The 17,004-nt window shown below is 54.8% G+C and carries 16 protein-coding genes; 14 read left to right on the plus strand and 2 right to left on the minus strand.

Annotated features, from left to right (window positions below):
- The 6 genes from ACTG39_RS08685 to ACTG39_RS08710 all read left to right on the plus strand — a co-directional run.
- A partial coding sequence (locus tag ACTG39_RS08685) for a TMEM143 family protein (protein WP_439107149.1) occupies positions 1–1,038 on the plus strand: 1,038 nt, incomplete at its 5' end.
- Between the two features lie 32 nt (positions 1,039–1,070).
- Complete coding sequence (locus ACTG39_RS08690) at positions 1,071–2,828, plus strand: ABCB family ABC transporter ATP-binding protein/permease (protein ID WP_439107199.1); 1,758 nt, start codon at positions 1,071–1,073, stop codon at positions 2,826–2,828.
- 7 nt (positions 2,829–2,835) lie between these two features.
- A complete protein-coding gene (locus tag ACTG39_RS08695; RefSeq protein ID WP_439107150.1) occupies positions 2,836–3,081 on the plus strand; it encodes a FeoA family protein in 246 nt (81 codons plus the stop codon).
- Positions 3,074–4,927 carry a ferrous iron transporter B gene (gene feoB / locus ACTG39_RS08700; protein ID WP_439107151.1) on the plus strand — a complete coding sequence of 618 codons (1,854 nt, stop codon included), beginning with the start codon at positions 3,074–3,076 and terminating at the stop codon, positions 4,925–4,927. Before ACTG39_RS08695 ends, feoB begins: the two co-directional genes overlap by 8 nt.
- A 69-nt stretch (positions 4,928–4,996) precedes the next feature.
- Positions 4,997–5,965 (plus strand): ABC transporter substrate-binding protein, encoded by a 969-nt coding sequence (locus ACTG39_RS08705; RefSeq protein WP_439107152.1) that lies wholly within the window; start codon positions 4,997–4,999, stop codon positions 5,963–5,965.
- Positions 5,962–8,907, plus strand: a complete 2,946-nt coding sequence (locus ACTG39_RS08710; RefSeq protein ID WP_439107153.1) for an EAL domain-containing protein — start codon at positions 5,962–5,964, stop codon at positions 8,905–8,907. The genes ACTG39_RS08705 and ACTG39_RS08710 overlap by 4 nt, the downstream gene beginning before the upstream one ends.
- Here ACTG39_RS08710 and ACTG39_RS08715 read toward each other — a convergent pair.
- Entirely contained in the window at positions 8,884–9,408 is a 525-nt protein-coding gene (locus ACTG39_RS08715) for a gamma-glutamylcyclotransferase (RefSeq protein ID WP_439107154.1), read from the minus strand. The genes ACTG39_RS08710 and ACTG39_RS08715 overlap by 24 nt on opposite strands.
- Before the next feature lie 119 nt (positions 9,409–9,527).
- Between ACTG39_RS08715 and ACTG39_RS08720 the strand changes: the two genes are divergently transcribed.
- The 5 genes from ACTG39_RS08720 to ACTG39_RS08740 all read left to right on the plus strand — a co-directional run bounded on the left by ACTG39_RS08720 (position 9,528) and on the right by ACTG39_RS08740 (position 13,498).
- A complete protein-coding gene (locus ACTG39_RS08720) occupies positions 9,528–10,268 on the plus strand; it encodes an SDR family NAD(P)-dependent oxidoreductase (RefSeq protein ID WP_439107155.1) in 741 nt (246 codons plus the stop codon).
- Positions 10,269–10,343: 75 nt separating this feature from the next.
- Complete coding sequence (locus tag ACTG39_RS08725; protein WP_439107156.1) at positions 10,344–10,712, plus strand: hypothetical protein; 369 nt, start codon at positions 10,344–10,346, stop codon at positions 10,710–10,712.
- Positions 10,702–11,298, plus strand: coding sequence for a hypothetical protein (locus ACTG39_RS08730; RefSeq protein ID WP_439107157.1), 597 nt, complete (start codon positions 10,702–10,704; stop codon positions 11,296–11,298). Before ACTG39_RS08725 ends, ACTG39_RS08730 begins: the two co-directional genes overlap by 11 nt.
- 62 nt (positions 11,299–11,360) lie before the next feature.
- The gene (locus tag ACTG39_RS08735; protein WP_439107158.1) at positions 11,361–13,010 is read left to right on the plus strand and encodes an AMP-binding protein; all 1,650 of its coding nucleotides are present in this window, start codon (positions 11,361–11,363) and stop codon (positions 13,008–13,010) included.
- Between the two features lie 5 nt (positions 13,011–13,015).
- On the plus strand, positions 13,016–13,498 hold the full coding sequence (locus ACTG39_RS08740) for a YaiI/YqxD family protein (protein WP_439107159.1): 483 nt from the start codon (positions 13,016–13,018) through the stop codon (positions 13,496–13,498).
- Between the two features lie 13 nt (positions 13,499–13,511).
- Here the strand turns inward: ACTG39_RS08740 and folE are convergent, their stop codons facing one another.
- Positions 13,512–14,192: a GTP cyclohydrolase I FolE gene (gene folE, locus ACTG39_RS08745; protein ID WP_439107160.1), complete on the minus strand. Its 681-nt coding sequence runs from the start codon at positions 14,190–14,192 to the stop codon at positions 13,512–13,514.
- 141 nt (positions 14,193–14,333) lie between these two features.
- On the opposite strand from folE, the gene ACTG39_RS08750 reads away from it, so the two are divergent.
- The 3 genes from ACTG39_RS08750 (at position 14,334) to ACTG39_RS08760 (ending at position 16,992) form a co-directional block, all read left to right on the plus strand.
- Entirely contained in the window at positions 14,334–15,359 is a 1,026-nt protein-coding gene (locus tag ACTG39_RS08750; protein ID WP_439107161.1) for a glyceraldehyde 3-phosphate dehydrogenase NAD-binding domain-containing protein, read from the plus strand.
- Complete coding sequence (gap, locus tag ACTG39_RS08755; RefSeq protein ID WP_439107162.1) at positions 15,356–16,354, plus strand: type I glyceraldehyde-3-phosphate dehydrogenase; 999 nt, start codon at positions 15,356–15,358, stop codon at positions 16,352–16,354. Before ACTG39_RS08750 ends, gap begins: the two co-directional genes overlap by 4 nt.
- 68 nt (positions 16,355–16,422) lie before the next feature.
- Entirely contained in the window at positions 16,423–16,992 is a 570-nt protein-coding gene (locus ACTG39_RS08760) for a YSC84-related protein (protein WP_439107163.1), read from the plus strand.
- Positions 16,993–17,004: the final 12 nt, after the last annotated feature.

Below are 17,004 nucleotides of genomic sequence, written 5' to 3' on the forward strand. Positions count from 1 at the left end.
CAAAGCCTCAAGGACTGTTATGCCAGTCTTGACCCTGATGCTGATACACGACAGTTTCCCGGGGAAGCGCGCTCTGGGGACGAGACAGTCAAAGCGCTTACTGAAAGTCTGGCAGAGCTGCTCAATCGGGCAAACTATGAAGTGCTCGGCGAAGAGCAGTTAAAGAAAGCCTTTCGAAGCTCATCATTGTTTCAAATCCGTTTACGCGTGGACCTCAAAGATTTTGATGACGTGCTGCTCTATTGCCGGGGTAGTAGTGAGCGCAGGGAAACGGTAAAACTCCTCTTTGGCTTGATAAAGCGCGAGGTAAGCTTTGTTAACTATGATCGCGTGGTCTTGTTTCTGCGTTTCGCTGATCGGGGCGCAAAAACCGACAGTGAATTCACGCCTGGTCGTGTGATGATTAAGCTGTTTCAGAATGTGCCCGATGCCGATTTGGAAATGCTCTTTCCCAATACCCGCGTTGCGATGCGCTGGTCGGATCGACTCCTCATCGGTGTGCCCGCAGTGGCCAGCGGGGCGATTGTCGCTACGACCAAGCTCGGAGCACCCCTGGTTCTCCTGGGTGCGCTGGCAGGGTTCTGGCTAGGACTGCGCAGCGAGCCGGTAGTGTTGGATAAACGTGGTCTGTTGGTCATTGCTGCGGGTATGGGTGCCCTTGGGGCGTATCTCTGGAAGCAATGGTCGAGCTACCGCACGCGTAAGGATCGTTTTCGTCAGGCGCTGACCAGAGACCTGTATTTCAAGTTGCTGGACAACAATGCCGGTGTGCTCCTTCGAGTCCTCGACGATGCGGAGGACTCCGAGTGTAAGGAGGCGTTCGTCGCGCTGTACTTTCTGCTGGCAGAGGATAGACCTATCAGCGCTAAGGATCTTGATGGAATCATTGAGGACTGGTTTGCACAACGCTGGCAGGCGCGGCTGGACTTTGAAATCGAAGACGCCCTGGAAAAGCTCGTTTCCCTGGGTATGGCTCAGGAGCTGGATGGTCAGTGGAGTGTTGTGCCCACGCCCGCAGCCAGCTCTGAGCTTTTGTGAAGGGCTTCGATAACACCGGGACGACAGAGCCCCTGCAAGCTGGTTTGCTCGGCGCCATCTATCGTCGCTTAGCGCCGGTGCTCAGAGAGAACCGCTCCAGAGTGCTCCTCGCCTTGCTGTGCCTTGTGGCGGCGAAGGGTGGCCTGTTAATCATCCCGTTCTTGCTCAAGGCGCTAGTGGACGGACTGGATGCAGGGTCAGCGGGCACTCCCCTGATGCTCCTCCTCCTTCTGGTGCTCGCCTACGGGGCCGCGCGTCTCGCGAACACCTTATTTGGGGAGCTTAGGGACACCTTGTTCGGTCGCGTCACCGAGCGAGCCATGCGCCGAATCGGGCTTCAGGTCTTTCGGCACGTCCACAGCCTGGATTTGGACTTTCACCTCAATCGACGCACCGGCGGTCTCGCCAGAGATATTGAGCGCGGAACTTCCGGTATTAGCTTTTTGCTGCGCTTTTTTATCTTCAATATAGCGCCGACGCTGTTTGAGATCGCCATGGTTACCGGGATATTACTTCTGAACTACGGCTGGTCCTATGCGGCGATTGTGCTTATCTCAGTGGTTCTTTATGGACTGTATTCCTTCCGTGCCACAGCGTGGCGCACGCGCTTTGTGCGCGAGGTGAATGAGGCTGACTCAAGCAGCAACACGCGCTCAGTCGACAGTTTGCTGAACTACGAAACGGTGAAGTATTTCACGAACGAGGAGTTTGAGGCCCAGCGCTACGATGAGTCTCTTGCCACTTGGGAGACTGCGCGAAGAAAAAATCGTCTGTCCTTGTTTGCGCTCAATGGCGGTCAGGCGCTCATAATTGCGACGTCGCAAACGTGTATGCTCGCCCTCGCTGCGGTGCAGGTGCAGGGGGGCAGCATGAGTTTGGGTGACTTCGTGCTCGTCAATCAATTTATGCTGCAGTTGTTCATGCCATTGGGTTTTCTCGGGTTCGTGTACCGGGAGATAAAAAGCTCCCTTGCCAACATCGAACGCTTGTTTGCTTTGCTCGACAGACAGCCGAAGGTCGCCGACAAAGAGGATGCCAAGTCCTTAGAGGTTTCTGCCGCCGCACTGGAGTTTCGCGGCGTCAGCTTTGCCTATGAAGATTCTAGGCCGATACTCCACAACGTTAGTTTGAGTGTCGGTGGTGGCGAAAAGGTCGCCGTGGTGGGCGCAAGCGGCGGTGGTAAATCAACGCTGGTAAAACTGCTGTTTCGCTTTTATGACCCGCAATCGGGCGCGGTATTGATCGACGGTCAGGATCTCTGCGACGTGACCCAGACGTCCCTTCGGCGCCAGATCGCTATAGTGCCCCAGGACTGTGTGCTCTTTAACGACAGCCTGCGCGAGAACATACGCTACGGGAACCCCGATGCCGACGAAGAGGCTCTGCTTGACGCCATCGCAGCAGCGCACCTCGAGGACTTTGTCGCACGCCTCCCCGAGGGTCTTGATACGGTAGTAGGGGAGCGGGGCCTGAAGCTTTCCGGCGGGGAGCGTCAGCGCGTGGGTATTGCCCGTGCTGCGATCAAGGGAGCCCCTATTTTGGTGTTTGACGAGGCAACCTCGAGCTTGGACAGTCGCTCTGAGCAAGCGGTGCTGGGAGCGTTTTCGTCTATGGCTCAGCAGCACACCACGCTGGTGATTGCTCATCGCCTGTCGACCATTGTGGATGCCGACCGCATTGTGGTCTTACAGGACGGAAAAATTGTCGAGCAGGGGACGCACCATGACCTGCTTCTTGAGAACGGGTATTATTCGCAACTTTGGCGAACTCAGCAGCGCCGCAGCGAATAGGATTAGCGTGACCGTATCTCTTTGGACATTGACGCGAGGTCAGTGCGGCGCCATCGATAGCTTTGATGACACCTTGCAGGATGAATACCGTATCCGACTGATGGAGCTGGGATTCCATCCCGGAGAGGTTGTGAGCTGTCTTCAGGCGCCCGCTTTAGGCGCGCCCAAGGTTTATCGTGTGGCCAATACGGTGTTCTCTCTTGATGATCAAATAGCTACCCACGTTCGGGTACGGCCCACACAAGATGACTGATGTATCCCTAACTGCGCCGAGCCGGGCACTGCTCATTGGCAGTCCCAACTGCGGAAAAACGCTGCTTTTCAATCGTCTTACGGGGCTGCAGCATCGTGTGGCTAATTTTCCGGGAATTACCGTAGAGATCGCCAGTGGTAAGTTATCCGGTCACCCGGGTGTCACCCTCTTTGATTACCCTGGCACCTATTCGCTGCAGGCTATCTCCGGAGAAGAGCGGGTTGCCGTGGAGCAGTTTGAGCAGGCGCTTCAGGCCCCGGAGCTTGGCGTCGTACTCTGCGTGATTGATGTCACCCGTCTTGAAAAAAGCCTGTATTTTGCGCTTCAGGTGATTCGCGAGTGCGGTCGCGCCGGAAAACCGGTACTCATACTGGCGAACATGATTGATGTGCTTGAAAACCATCACATTAGTATGGACTTAGAAGCCCTGAGTCGGGACATGGGCGCACCGGTGCTCGGTATTTCCGCGCGTACGGGTCAGGGGTTGGATCGTCTCGATACGGTTATTACCGAACAGCTAACGCAACCGGTCTGTCCTGATGACAATCAGGAGCCGGATATCCTGCTTCGGGGCAATGCGCATCAGCTGGCCCGAAGCTATGGCCCCAAGGGCGATGTTTTGTTGCGCACTCAAAATCGCCTGGATGCTTTTTTTCTGCACACGGGTTTTGGCGGTATTGCGTTCTTTGTCATCATGTATCTGTTGTTCCAATCCATATTTACCTGGTCGACACCCGCCATGGATGCTGTGGAATCAGGGCTGGTTTGGCTGTCGGACCGGGTAGTGCCCATGATGGGCACGCAGTTGCTTAAAGACTTTACCGCCGATGCATTGTTTTCGGGGCTCGGGGCTTTTTTGGTGTTCGTACCGCAAATCTTCGTGTTGACCTTTGTCATTGGCCTGCTCGAGGACTCGGGGTACATGGCCCGGGCAGCGCTGATTTGTCATCGTCCACTCCGGCTTTTTGGCCTCACCGGCAAGAGCTTTATACCAATGCTGTCGGGAGTGGCCTGTGCCATTCCCGGAATCTACGCCGCGCGTTCCATTGATTCGCCGCGCCGACGGTTTCTGACCTATATGGCTATTCCCTTAATGCCCTGTTCGGCGCGTCTTCCGGTATATACGCTTTTGATTGCAGCGTTTATCCCCAGCACCACGGCGCTTGGTGGTCTTGTGGGGTATCAAGGTCTTGCAATGTTCCTGGTGTATTTCTTTGGAATGCTTTGCGGCCTTTTGGTAACCGCCATGGTGTCTCGATTTAGCACGGCTCAGGAATCGGACTTACCCTTTGTGCTTGAGATGCCGGCTTACCGTGTACCCACGCTGCTTCCTCTGTTGAGAAAGTCCTGGCGACGTTGTCAGCACTTTATTACCAAGGCCGGCGGGATCATTGTCGCGGTGACTTTTGTGATCTGGGTTCTTGGCTACTTCCCCAACTACGGTGCGGATTTAGGCGACTCCTGGTTAGGGCAAATCGGCCGGTTTGTGGAGCCCGTGTTCGCACCTCTGGGTCTGGATTGGCGCTATGGCGTCGCCGTGATGAGTTCGTTTCTCGCTCGAGAAGTATTTGTGGGAACCCTGGGCGTGATCTTCGGCATTGAAGGCGCTGAAGAAAACATGGTTCCCCTCGTGGCCCAAATTCAAAATAGCGAATTGGGAATTGCCTCGGGTGTTTCCTTGCTGGTGTTTTTTGCTGTAGCGCTGATGTGTGTCTCCACCATGGCTGTTTTGAGCAAAGAAGCAGGGTCCAATCGATTGGCAATACGTATGTTCGTCGCCTACAGCGGTATGGCGTATATTTTGGCTTTGCTCGCCTTTCAATTAGTGAGCCTGTTGGGAGGATGACATAGGTGTCACTCTTGCTAGAATGTCGAGCACCTGAATAACCCGATACCCGCGCGGATCCGCTCGTCTATGCTCGACGGTGTTTCACAAAAATTGCTGGCATCTATCCGCGGCCTCTTGGTGACGCTCGTGCTCGCCTCTGCGCTGAGCGGGTGTCAGCCTCGCGTAGAACTCCATATCGCTCTCAGCCCCTGGGTCGGCTATGAAACTTTGAGCTTAGCCAAGGAGTTCAATTGGCTCCCCGATGGGGCCGTACTCCATCGTACATCCTCTCAAGGTGAGTCCATGCAGGCGGTGCTCTCCGGAGAGGTAGAGGTCGCAGCGCTGACGCTTGATGAAGCGCTGCGCTTGAGAAATGAACTGCCTAAGGTCGCAATTGTTTTAGTGATGAATGAGTCTGCCGGTGCGGATGTTGTCCTCGCGAAGGATCACATCAAACGCGTCCTAGATCTGCAGGGAGCTCGAGTCGCTGTTGATATGGGTACTGTGAGTGAGTACCTGCTGCATATGGCTTTGGATACCGAAGACCTGACGATGGAAGATCTCGAGCTTGTTGATCTCTCCGGCGATGAGCAGTTAGCTGCTTTTAAAAAGGGTGATGTAGAAGCGGTGGTGACCTACCCGCCCATGGCAGATGATTTCCTTGATCTAGGTGCCAAGACGGTCTTTGACAGCAGCGAGGCGGCAAACACGATTTTTGACGTTCTCGTGGTCAATCGTCCTGACCTTATCAATCGACAAGAAGTGTTGTCCCAGGTGATAGCGGCGCATTTCAAAACCTTAGAGCATCTTGATCGAAATGCAGATGATGCCGTCTATCGTTATGCTCAGTATCAAGGGTCAAGCGCCGCGGAGGTTAGAGCTACCCTGACCAAGATACGTCTTCCGCGCCTGCAGGTAGTGAGAAGCTTATTGGCGCCGGATGGTGCTATCCAGGGAGCGGCGCAGCAACTGCTTGCTCAAAAAATAGTTCCGCCGTCTGATGCGGATTTGTCCAAGTTGATAGATGCACAATATCTGCCCAGGATCCCTCAGTGAGGCTCGGGACGGTCGCTAAAGGGATTTTTTCTGCCACCCTGTTCGTCGTGATGGCGGCATCAGGTACTCAGAGCAGTTATGCCCAAAACAAAGAGCAAGTGAGTATTGCCGTGCTGGAGTTCGACAGGCCAGAGGTGGTTGCTCAGCAAATGCGGCCTTTGCTCGACGGTCTCAATGAGCAATTTTCGGATGCTGATTTTACGCTTGAAGTGTTGTCGATTGACGAGCTGGATGCTTTAGCGAGGGGCGGCAAGAGCGCGATTATAGTTTCGGATCCCTACCACTATCTTCGTCTTCGAGCCTCCGATCGAATGACGGCAGCTTTTGCAACCATGTATCGGGCATCGAAGGTGGGCAATATCGGAAGTATGGGTGGCACCATATTGGTGTCTTCCCAGAGCGCCGACATGAGCTCCCTTGAGGATCTTCGCGGCAAGACAGTTGCAATTGGCGACTTTCGAAACACTGGAGGCTTTGTTTTGCCCATGGCAGAGCTCGCCCGAGCGGGGGTTGAGCGTTCGGATATTCGGTGGATTGAGGTCGGTAACCAAACCAATGCTGTTGCAGAGCTAATCGAAGGACGTGTCGACGCTGTGTTTCTTAGATCGTCGTTGATGGAGGCGATGGTCGGTCGGGGCGACTTGGATCCGGGTTCAGTTTCGGTGTTGAATCGTCAAAAGCTGGGCGACTATCCCTTCGCCGTCTCCACACGGTTGCATCCAGAGTGGCCCCTCGTTGCTTCGCGAGGTACGCCGCCCGAAATCGTCGCGCGAGTTCTCGGCGTTCTGTTGTGGCGCCCCGGCGGGCGTTATGTAACTACAGAAGGCGTGTTTGCTGGCGTGAATGCACCGGCGGATTACTCTGGCCTTGAGAGCGAGCTTAGACAGTTACGCTTAACGCCCTATGATAAACCGCCTTCGGTCTCTATTTTTGATATTTGGCGGCAACATACGCTCGGCGTTTCCTCCGTTTTAGTGCTACTGGTGATGGCTTTGGGATTGCTCCTCGCCCTGCTTGAGCGTAACCGCCGTCTGGGTTCGCTTTGGGCGGAATTGCAGCGATCCGTGAAAGCGCAGAAGGCAGATCAGCGCAGGCTGGAGGATCTGAATCGACACTTTGAGTTGTTCCTCAATCGCACGACTGACTTTATGTACTTCAAAGATGCTTCACGGCGTTTTGTTTTTACCAGTCGGAGCTTTGCTGAGCTTGTGGGTATGCCTGATAGGCATGGTGTTGAAGGCAAGACGGACGCCGATGTATTTCCGCCTGAGATAGCCGCCGAGTACCTTCGTCAGGAAGACGAACTTTTTCGCTCCCGCGAGCCTTTGGTGGATCAGAGACAACGTTTCCAGAGAGTCGATGGGAGTATGGGGTGGATGTCGACTTACAAATGGCCTGTCTTCTCCAAGGACAACGGCGAGATTACGGGCCTTTTTGGGATAAGTCGTGATGTTACTGAGCTGCATGATTATGAGCAGAAGCTGGAACAAGCCGCCTATTACGATGCGCTGACGGGGTTGCCAAATCGGGCTCTGTTTTTTGATCGGCTCGAACAGGCTATGGCTTCGGCGGATCGTCGCAAGGTCGAACTGGCCGTGGTCTATATGGACCTTGATAAGTTCAAAGCAATAAACGATAAGCACGGTCATGCCACTGGGGATGATTTGCTCATGCAGCTTTCCCAGTTGTTCACCTCACAAATTCGCCGAAGCGACACCGTCGCTCGCTTGGGTGGTGATGAATTTGTTTTTCTGATTTGCGATTTTAATAGTCGTAAAGAGTGCATTGCTTTACTGGACCGCCTCATGTCGTTGATATCTGAGCACCGTGTGGTTTCGGGTATCCCAATGCAAGTATCTGCCAGCGCTGGAATCGCGTTTTATTCCTCGGCAATGGGTATAGGGCCTGATCATCTCCTACGCCAGGCAGACCAGGCGATGTACCGCGCAAAAAATAGCGGCCATAACCTCTATCGGATCTCGAATGAGCAGCAGGAATCAGAGCTAAGAGCATTTGCCGACGTTTTTGCTGAAGCGATCGATAAGCGCGAGTTTGAATTGCACTATCAGCCCTTGGTCGATATCCGCGAGGGCAAGATAGTGGGCGCGGAGGCCCTGTTACGCTGGCGACATCCGGAGCGGGGGTTGCTGTTTCCAGACCAGTTTTTACCAGCCCTAATCGGTCACCCGCTGAGAATCAAGGTGGATAACTGGGTTCGTGGCGAAGCGCTGGCGCAGCAGGCTCGGTGGCGACAGGCAGGCTTGGATCTAGGCATGCACGTCAATGTCACGGCGCTCGACATCATCCAGCCGGAATTCGTGAGTCGTTTGAGGGAAGAGCTCGAAAGGTCCAACCGCAGCCCGGCGAGTGAGTTAACCCTGGAGATTCTGGAGAGCGCTGCCGTTGCCGATGCCCAGCGTGTTAATGCGGTAATTGAAGAGTGCCGAGAGTCGGGTGTGCAATTTGCATTGGATGACTTTGGGACCGGGTACAGCTCGCTGTCCCACATCAAGGATCTACGCGCCAATTGCGTGAAAATTGACCAGCGCTTCATACAGTCAATGTACGCAAGCTATGACGACTTTGCGCTGCTGATGGCGATTCTATCCATGGCTCGCGCTTTTGACCGTAAGGTTATTGCAGAGGGTGTGGAGACAGTAGAGCAGGCTGAAGTGCTGCTATTCCTTGGTTGTTCCCAGGTGCAAGGCTGGTTGTTCTCCAAGGCGAAGCCTGCAGATCAGTTTAAAGATTGGGCCGAGACCTGGGTCTTGCCTTCAAGCTTGCAGCAGGCCACAGAAGAGTTTTCGTCATTGAATAGTCAGGACTCGCACGTAGGTAGAGCGTTTTGGGAGCAGCGAACTCACAGCCGTAATACCGAAAGCACCGCGGCAAAGAGTAAAAAAAACCGGTTGAGCAGCCTAGCTCTCCTGCAGCTGGATTAGTTCTCGCTCCAGAGCAACGATATGCTCATCGTGTTCCCCCAAGTCGCGGAGCGCTGCTGCCAGACTGAGCAAATATTCGGCGTTACTACCACTGGGGCCGTGGCTCTTCGCAATGTGCTGGGCGAGCTCTCGATCGGATCCCTCACCGAGAAAAGCCGGGTTGTTCTCTGCGGCGATGTAAAACGTCCCCGTAACTGTTTCTTCGCGATGTTCCAGGAGCAGTCGTGTGCGATGTCGTTCGTAGCCGTTTTTCTCGCGGTGATCCAGATGGGCAAACACTGATTCGTCCACAAGATAGGCGACCCCCCGACAAAGGGCATCGGGATCGCGAATAAGCGTCACAACCCGCCCGGGAGACTCCGGCGTCCCGCGGTGATCATGGGAGCCCTGCCAGAAGCGCCGCGACCATCCGCGTAAAAGTGCCACCTCGCGATCGAGGTAGGGGAAATCCACTTTGTAAATCAGTGACCCATAGCCAAAGATCCAGTGTTGTTCGTCCACTAACGAGTATCCCAAGCGTCTTCGCAAATCTATCAGAAGCCGGGATATTACATCTGTACCGGGTTGCTGTGCGTAAACCACTGTGATCAAACAATAGCCTATGCGGATGGTGACAGCAGGTGAAGGAAGTAGGAGGCACAATGCAGGCGCTGGTGGTGGGAGCGGGAGGCGGTATCGGTAGCGCGGTGGCGGATCGCTGGGGAAGAGATCCGCGCTTCAGTAGCGTGTGGACCGTGAGTCGCCAACAACGCCCAGGCCATGGCGCAGAAGGCACTATTCAGCCCCTTCTTACCCGACACACAGAAGAGGATATTGCAGCCATCTCTAAACGCGTTCTTGAAGAGAGCGAATCCTTGTCACGGATCGTGATCGCCCTGGGTACCTTGCATGGGCCATCCTACGGCCCGGAAAAGTCCCTGGAAGCATTGCGTCAAACCTCCATGCAAGAGGTCTATCGCGTAAATTGCATACTACCAATGCTCTGGTTGGCTGCACTGGCGTCCGGTCTGCGAAAAAGTCCCGATTGCCGCATTGCGGTGTTGAGTGCCCGGGTGGGAAGCATTGGCGACAACGCACTGGGTGGCTGGTACAGCTATCGCAGTGCAAAGGCCGCACTCAATATGGGTCTACGATCGGCATCTATTGAATTGGCTCGCCGCGCCAAAGGTGTAAAGCTCATGGCGTTTCACCCCGGGACTGTTGATACGGCACTCTCGGAGCCTTTTCAGCGCGGCGTTCCTGAGGGCAAACTGTTCGAACCTGACTTTGTCGCCACCCGTCTTGATGAACTCCTGGATGGGCATGTTGCGAACGGTGAGTTGTCGTATCTGGACTGGGAAGGGAAGACAATTCCCTGGTAGGAATGCCCGAGTTTCACACTGGGTTTTTCTGGGCTATGATCCGCGGCTCCACAGCACATACTCGGATTACACTTGATGCTCTTCTCGCGCCTTCGCCTGTCATTGCTGTTGCCACTGATACTGCTCACTGCCTGCGCCCAATACGACTCGGAGCGGGGTGTGGAGGTGAGCTGGAGTCAAGAGACTCTCAACAGTTTTCAGGAGGGGGTGACTACCCGGGGGCAAGTGATGGCAGCCTTAGGTCCACCTTCGCAGTTGGTGAGTCTCGGCGACGAGACCGTCCTTTATTACCTCAACGAGTCCTCCGAAGGGCAGGGACTGATACTTCTGGTTTACAACCGATTCGATCTCACGGCGCGTTATGATCGCGCGGTATTTATCTTTGATGAAGATGATGTTCTCGCCGATTACTCAGGGTGGATAGTGCCTGCTGATGAGGATTAGTGTTTGCGTTGCTCTGCTAAGCGTCAGCCTGCTGCTCAGTGGTTGTTCCCAATGGTATTACCAGCTCGGGGAGACATTGCCGGAAGGCATAGAGGATGACGCTCAGGGTCAAAGCCTGGCCACAATGCTTGCGCGTCTTGGCCCTCCCTTGCGCTTTGCGGCCAATGAGGGGCAGTTGGTTATGGCATGGGAGGCATGGCAGGTGCGCGAGTCCGCCTTAGGCGTTAGTTTGGGCTGGGCCGGGGCCGACTTTTTGAATGTCGATTGGGGAAGCGCGCATATTGAAGGCGAGTTTCTTATTATGACTTTCGACGCAGATCGACGGGTGACGGCGGCTGAACGCGTGTATCGTGATGATAGTTTGGGCAGTGGTGCAGCGCTCCAGCCTTTTTACAGTTTTGTGTCGGTGGTGGACGTTCAGGACTTGTTGTCGCCGCTTCCACAGCATGGCTGGGGCGCAATGCAATTGCTGCCATTGCCCGAGTTGCTGAACAATCCCCAAAGCCCCGGTATGGGTGACACCGGTATTGAACAGCGAGGGACGCCGACCGGAGCGGGAGCCAGAACTCTGGAGTGGTTGGATTAGCAGCCCAGTAGTGTGCTTACGTTTTATGATTGATTAGTAATAATTGCGGAGATAAAAAAATAATGGACTTCCAAACCTTACCCGAATTCCTTGACCACTGGGCAGACACCCGGGGGGACAAAATCTGGATGCGCGACCTCCGCGAAGAGGGAAGCGAAGACTACAGTTGGTCTGAGGCACGACGGCAGGTTAATGCCGTTGCGGCTGCTCTGGAGGCACGCTTTGGTCACGGCCAAAGCATGATTATGCTCTCGCGCAACCGCCCCCATTGGTTTATGGCGGATTTGGCGGTGATCCGCTCGGGCAACGTCACCGTGAGCATGTTCACCACGCTGCCTGCGGCCACAGCGCAGTACATCGCGGAATTTACGGAAGCAAAAGTCATTTTTGTGGGAGAAAGTCCTAACTGGGAAGCAGTGCGTCCGGTGTTGCCCGAGGACATTACTATTGTTGCTTTGCCCGGCGTCGAGATCGACGGCGACCACCTTACCTGGGAGCAGCTCCTTGCTGAGGGTGAGGGTAAAGAGATCAGTTATCAGTGCGCTGGCGACGACATGATGTCTCTGGTGTTTACCTCGGGAACCACGGGTGTACCCAAAGGCGTTATTCAGACGCACGATAGCAACGTCATTCCTATTCGTCGCTTTATTGATGCTTTTGGTCTGCGCGACCAGCCTCGATATTTCTCCTACCTTCCGCTCTCGCATATTGCCGAGCGTCAAATTGTGGAGTACTCATCGCTGTTCAGTTGTGGCGAGGTCAATTTCAATGAGTCCCTGGAGCATATTCTTCGCGATCTCCAGCGCACGCAGCCGCACATGTTCTTTGGACCACCGCGGATCTGGGAACAGTTTCAGCAAGCGGTAGTTGGCAAGTTCGGGGGCCAGGAAGCGCTCGATGGAGCGCTAAAGGAAGATGCCGAGGGTATTGGAAAGCTGGTGCTGGACACTATGGGGCTGGGAGAGGTGGAGTTTTGCCTGGCAGCTGCGGCACCCACGCCACCTCCTTTGATTCACTGGTGGGAGTCTCTTGGTCTTCAACTCATGGAAGGCTTTGGTCAGACTGAGGCTATGGGGCTTATCGTGAGCGGTCCGGACACCCGGCGCATTGGCTCCATTGGTAAACCCGTGGGTGAGGTGGAGTACAAGATTACCGATGAAGGGGAGCTGGCAGTGCGCGCCGATGGATGCACGCCGGGTTACTACAAGCAGGATGACAAAACTGCGGAACTCATTCGCGATGGCTGGTTACATACCGGTGACAAGGCCAAGGTGGATGAAGACGGATTCATCTATATCACGGGCCGTGTGAAGGACTACTTCAAAACCATTCAGGGTAAGTTTGTCGCGCCTCCACCGATTGAGGGCATGTTTGCTCACAATTCTTTCATTGAGCAGCAATGCCTTATCGGCAGAGGATTCTCCAAGACGGTGATGATTGCGGTGCTCACCGAGGCCGCGGCCAAGGAGAGCCGCGAGACCGTGGAGGCTTCTATTCGTGAGAGCGTGGCGGCCATCAACGACGAGATCGAAAAGCATGCGCGTATTGGTGCTGTGATCGTGAGCACTGAGCCCTGGAGTATTGAGAACGAAGTACTGACGCCCACGTTGAAAATTCGTCGGGATAAGGTAGAAGAACGCTTTGGCGAGCTGGGCGAGGGACTGGCACGCAAGTCTGCCGAACAGCGGGAGATGCTGATTCACTGGGCCTGATCGCCTTGGATCAAAGAGCCGGGCAGGTGTGGGTGGATGCCGATGCTTGCCCGGTGCCCATTAAAGAGATTCTGTATAGGGCGGCTACGCGGTCAAAGTGTGCGGTCACGCTGCTTGCTAATCACGCTATGGCAGTGCCGCCATCACCTTACCTCAGCTTTGTTCAGGTTCCCGCCGGTTTTGATGTAGCAGATAGTGAGATTCTGAAGCGCCTGGATTCCTGCGATCTGGTTGTCACACAGGATATCCCCCTGGCAGCAGAGGTTGTGGAGCGAGGCGCTTTAGCGATCAGTCCCCGAGGAGAGCGTTACACCGCTGAAAATGCAAAGGCACGTTTGGCGGTGCGGGACTTTATGTCCGAGTTGCGTGACAGTGGAATCAACACTGGCGGACCGCGGCCCTTAGCTAATGCGGACAAGCAACGCTTCGCCAACGCTTTGGATAGCTGGTTGGCGAAACGCTCAAGGAGCCCCCACACAGGCGCTTAGAGCCAAAGCTAAACTATCGCAGAAACTCGCTTCGGGTCGCGGCATCGGTTTTGAATACGCCGCCGAGCGCTGTTGTGCGAGTCGACGAGTTGCTGTCCATGACGCCCCTGGACTTCACACAGTAGTGAACGGCATTGATCGTGATGGCTACATCCTCGGTTTCCAGAAGTGTCTGTAGCGCCACGAGGACCTGCTGAGTGAGGCGTTCCTGAACCTGAGGCCGCTGGGCGAAAAAACGCACTACGCGATTGATTTTGGAGAGCCCGATAATCTTGTTACCCGGTATGTAAGCTACCCGCGCTGTCCCGTCGATGGTCACAAAGTGATGCTCGCAGGTGCTGACAAGATCTATGTCATCAACCAGCACCATTTCCTCCACCTGCATCTTGTTGTCGATGACAGAAATCTTAGGAAACTGGGCGTAGTCCAGACCGCTGAAAATCTCGTCGACATACATTTTAGCGATACGATGGGGGGTTTCCTGAAGGCTGTCATCAGTAAGATCCAGTCCCAACGTTTCGGTAATCTCCCGAAAGCTGTCGCGAATTCGTTCATATTTCTGCTGGCGCGTAAGACCATTGTCCACCAAGGGGGTCTCAAGGCCCCGATCGAGCAATGCTTGTCGTACATCACGCGCTTCGGGGGTCATATCTTCAGCAAAATCAAGGTTTTTTGTCGCGACTGCCTGGTTCATAAGCGTTCTCCTGTGTGATGGTTTTTACGTCGGAGATGGGCACTCGGATTGCCTAAAGCGCGACAACTTTGACAGTGTGATGAGTGGGTGCAACACTCAGACGCCAAAGCCAAGGCGGTAATGGCCTAAGGAGACTTTGCGATGACCAGTAGCAAACCCCTGCGTTTGGGGATCATGGGCTTTGGCCAGACGGGGCGGCAAATCTATGAACTCGCCTCGTTATCTTCTGATATCAGCGTGGTAGCTATCGCAGACGTGGGTCGTGCAGACATCCTGCATTATCTGCTGCAGTCTGAAGCTAAAAACCCCTCGCAGTTTCGACGGGACGGTAATTTCTTGTGTACGGATCGTCAGCGTACACGCCTGATGTCCATCGATACCCCGGCGGAGATGCCCTGGGATATCTTCGAAGTGGATATGGTTATAGACGCTACGGGAATCTACGGGTCCGAGGCTGCTATGCAAAGCCACCTGTCAGGGGGTGCCCCGAGGGTATTGATACGCACACTACCCGAGGACAACATTGACCGGGTGATTATTCCCGAGATCAACGGTGATACTGCGGACGTGCGGGATCGGATGATTTCTGCGGCGTCGCCAACCACCACGGCTCTGTGTTTTCTGTTGCACATTTTGTCTCAGCAGTTTGTGATCGAATGCGGCAGTATGACGACAGTACATGCTTACACCTCGGATCAGGCACTTCAGGATTACGCGGGCAGCGATTATCGCCGTAGTCGATCAGCGCCCAAAAACATTATTCCCAACGGCCACGACGCGGGCCGCTGGCTGGGCCATGTGCTGCCTAGCTTTGCCGGGAAGGTGCATACCTCAACGCTCAACGTACCGGTGCAGGAGGGCTGTCTGCTGGATACGACCCTGATCCTGGACTCCGGTAGTGTCACTGCCGAGGAAGTTAATGAGGCCATGCGGCAAGGAGCAAAAGCCTATCCAAGCTGTGTGTCCGTGGTGGAGGACCCCATTGTCTCCTCCGATGTACTGGGCAGTGACTACTCGCTGTTGTTCGACGCAAAAGGGACTCTGAAAGCTGGTGAGCATTTCGTAAAAACCCTAGGGTGGTATGAAACCCGAGGACACGCAGCGCGCCTCCTGGATGTGGCAAGGCTCTACGCCAATCTGGACCAAGAGATGGAGGCCTCGTCATGAGAATCGCCATTAATGGATTTGGTCGCATTGGGCGCTCCGTGTTTCGTATTCTCGAGGAGCGCGACGACATTCAGGTCGTGGCGGTCAACGACTTGTTCGATCACGATGCCCTCCGTTATCTCTTGAAGTACGACACGGTGATGGGGCCTTTTCCCCATGAGCTTGCCTTGGATGATGATCATCTTGTGACGCCTAAAGGGCGGGTGCAAATGCTGAGCGAGCGCGATCCTGCTGCCTTGCCCTGGGCTGAGCTGGGTATTGATGCTGTGGTTGAATCTACGGGGGTGTTTCGTACCCGGGAGCAGCTGCAAATGCACCTTGACGGCGGCGCGAAGCGCGTGGTGCTTACAGTACCTGCGAAAGATGAGATCGACTATACCGTAGTGCTTGGAGTTAACGAGGAGGGCCTCAACGAGACCCATCGCATTGTGTCCAACGCCAGTTGTACGACTAATTGCCTTGCTCCCATGGCTCGGGTCTTACACGAAGAGTTCGGTATTCTTGAGGGCGTCATTAACACGGTACATGCTTACACCAATGACCAGCGCCTCGCCGACGTGCCTCACTCCGACTGGCGTCGCAGTCGCGCAGCTGCAGAAAACATCATTCCCACCTCTACGGGCGCGGCAAAAGCCGTGGGGGTTGTTCTGCCGGACTTAAAAGGCCGGTTACACGGTATTGCCTCGCGGGTGCCCGTGCCCGATGGCTCCGTAGTGGATCTGTTTGTGAAACTATCCAGAACAGTATCAGTCGAAGAAGTAGATCGAGCGGTAAAGGCTGCCTCGGAGTCGCCGCGCATGCAGGGTATTTTGCAGTACAGCGATCGGCCTCTGGTTTCCACCGATGTGATTGGTGATAGCCATTCGTCGATTTATGACAGCGGTTTTACGGCGGTGACCGGGGGTCGATATCTTCGGGTGTTGAACTGGTATGACAATGAATGGGGCTACAGCTGTCGTGTGTGCGACGTGCTCGCAACCATGAACGACTGGTAGACTCTCGCTTTGTGTCGCTCGGGCCGATAATTGTGTTTTCCCGAGTCTATTTGAGGATCTTCAATATCATGTCTAGGCGTTTATTCGGACTTTCAGCTCTGCTTTGTTTGCTTTTAAGCCCTTTCGCTGTCTCGGGAGAGTATGACGATGCCCTCGATTCGTTTCGGGCGGCAAAGCAAACGGGCCCGTTTTTTGAGCAGGCTTACGGTTACGTAGTTTTTCCAACTATCGGCAAAGGTGGCTTTGGTATCGGTGGAGCCCATGGTGCGGGCCGCGTTTACGTTAAGGGTATGTATGTGGGTGATACCACCATGACCCAGCTCACCGTTGGGCTGCAGATGGGCGCCCAGGCCTTTAGCCAGATGATTTTTCTGGAAGACGAGCGAGCCTTTAAGAGCTTTAGCTCAGGAAATTTCGAATTCAGTGCTCAAGCAACTGCGGTGGCGATCACCGCCGGCGTGTCGGCCGAGGCGAATACCGGCGGAGGCACGGCAACCAGTGCGAGCGGTGGAAGGAACGATGCGAACGTTTCAAATAGCGGCTATCGGAAAGGGCTGGCCATTTTCACTATTGCCCGTGGCGGCTTGATGTATGAAGCCTCATTGGGTGGACAGAAATTTACCTATAAGCCGCTGTAACGCGGCGCTTCT

This window comes from Congregibacter sp. (genome assembly GCF_965662665.1).
Classification (GTDB): Bacteria; Pseudomonadota; Gammaproteobacteria; order Pseudomonadales; family Halieaceae; genus Congregibacter.

Coding starts and splice junctions, on each gene's coding strand:
- ACTG39_RS08705 (WP_439107152.1), top strand. CDS start 4,997: ATGCTCGACGGTGTTTCACAAAAATTGCTGGCATCTATCCGCGGCCTC.
- feoB (WP_439107151.1), top strand. CDS start 3,074: ATGACTGATGTATCCCTAACTGCGCCGAGCCGGGCACTGCTCATTGGC.
- ACTG39_RS08750 (WP_439107161.1), top strand. CDS start 14,334: ATGACCAGTAGCAAACCCCTGCGTTTGGGGATCATGGGCTTTGGCCAG.
- ACTG39_RS08760 (WP_439107163.1), top strand. CDS start 16,423: ATGTCTAGGCGTTTATTCGGACTTTCAGCTCTGCTTTGTTTGCTTTTA.
- ACTG39_RS08730 (WP_439107157.1), top strand. CDS start 10,702: ATGAGGATTAGTGTTTGCGTTGCTCTGCTAAGCGTCAGCCTGCTGCTC.
- gap (WP_439107162.1), top strand. CDS start 15,356: ATGAGAATCGCCATTAATGGATTTGGTCGCATTGGGCGCTCCGTGTTT.
- folE (WP_439107160.1), bottom strand. CDS start 14,192: ATGAACCAGGCAGTCGCGACAAAAAACCTTGATTTTGCTGAAGATATG.
- ACTG39_RS08725 (WP_439107156.1), top strand. CDS start 10,344: ATGCTCTTCTCGCGCCTTCGCCTGTCATTGCTGTTGCCACTGATACTG.
- ACTG39_RS08735 (WP_439107158.1), top strand. CDS start 11,361: ATGGACTTCCAAACCTTACCCGAATTCCTTGACCACTGGGCAGACACC.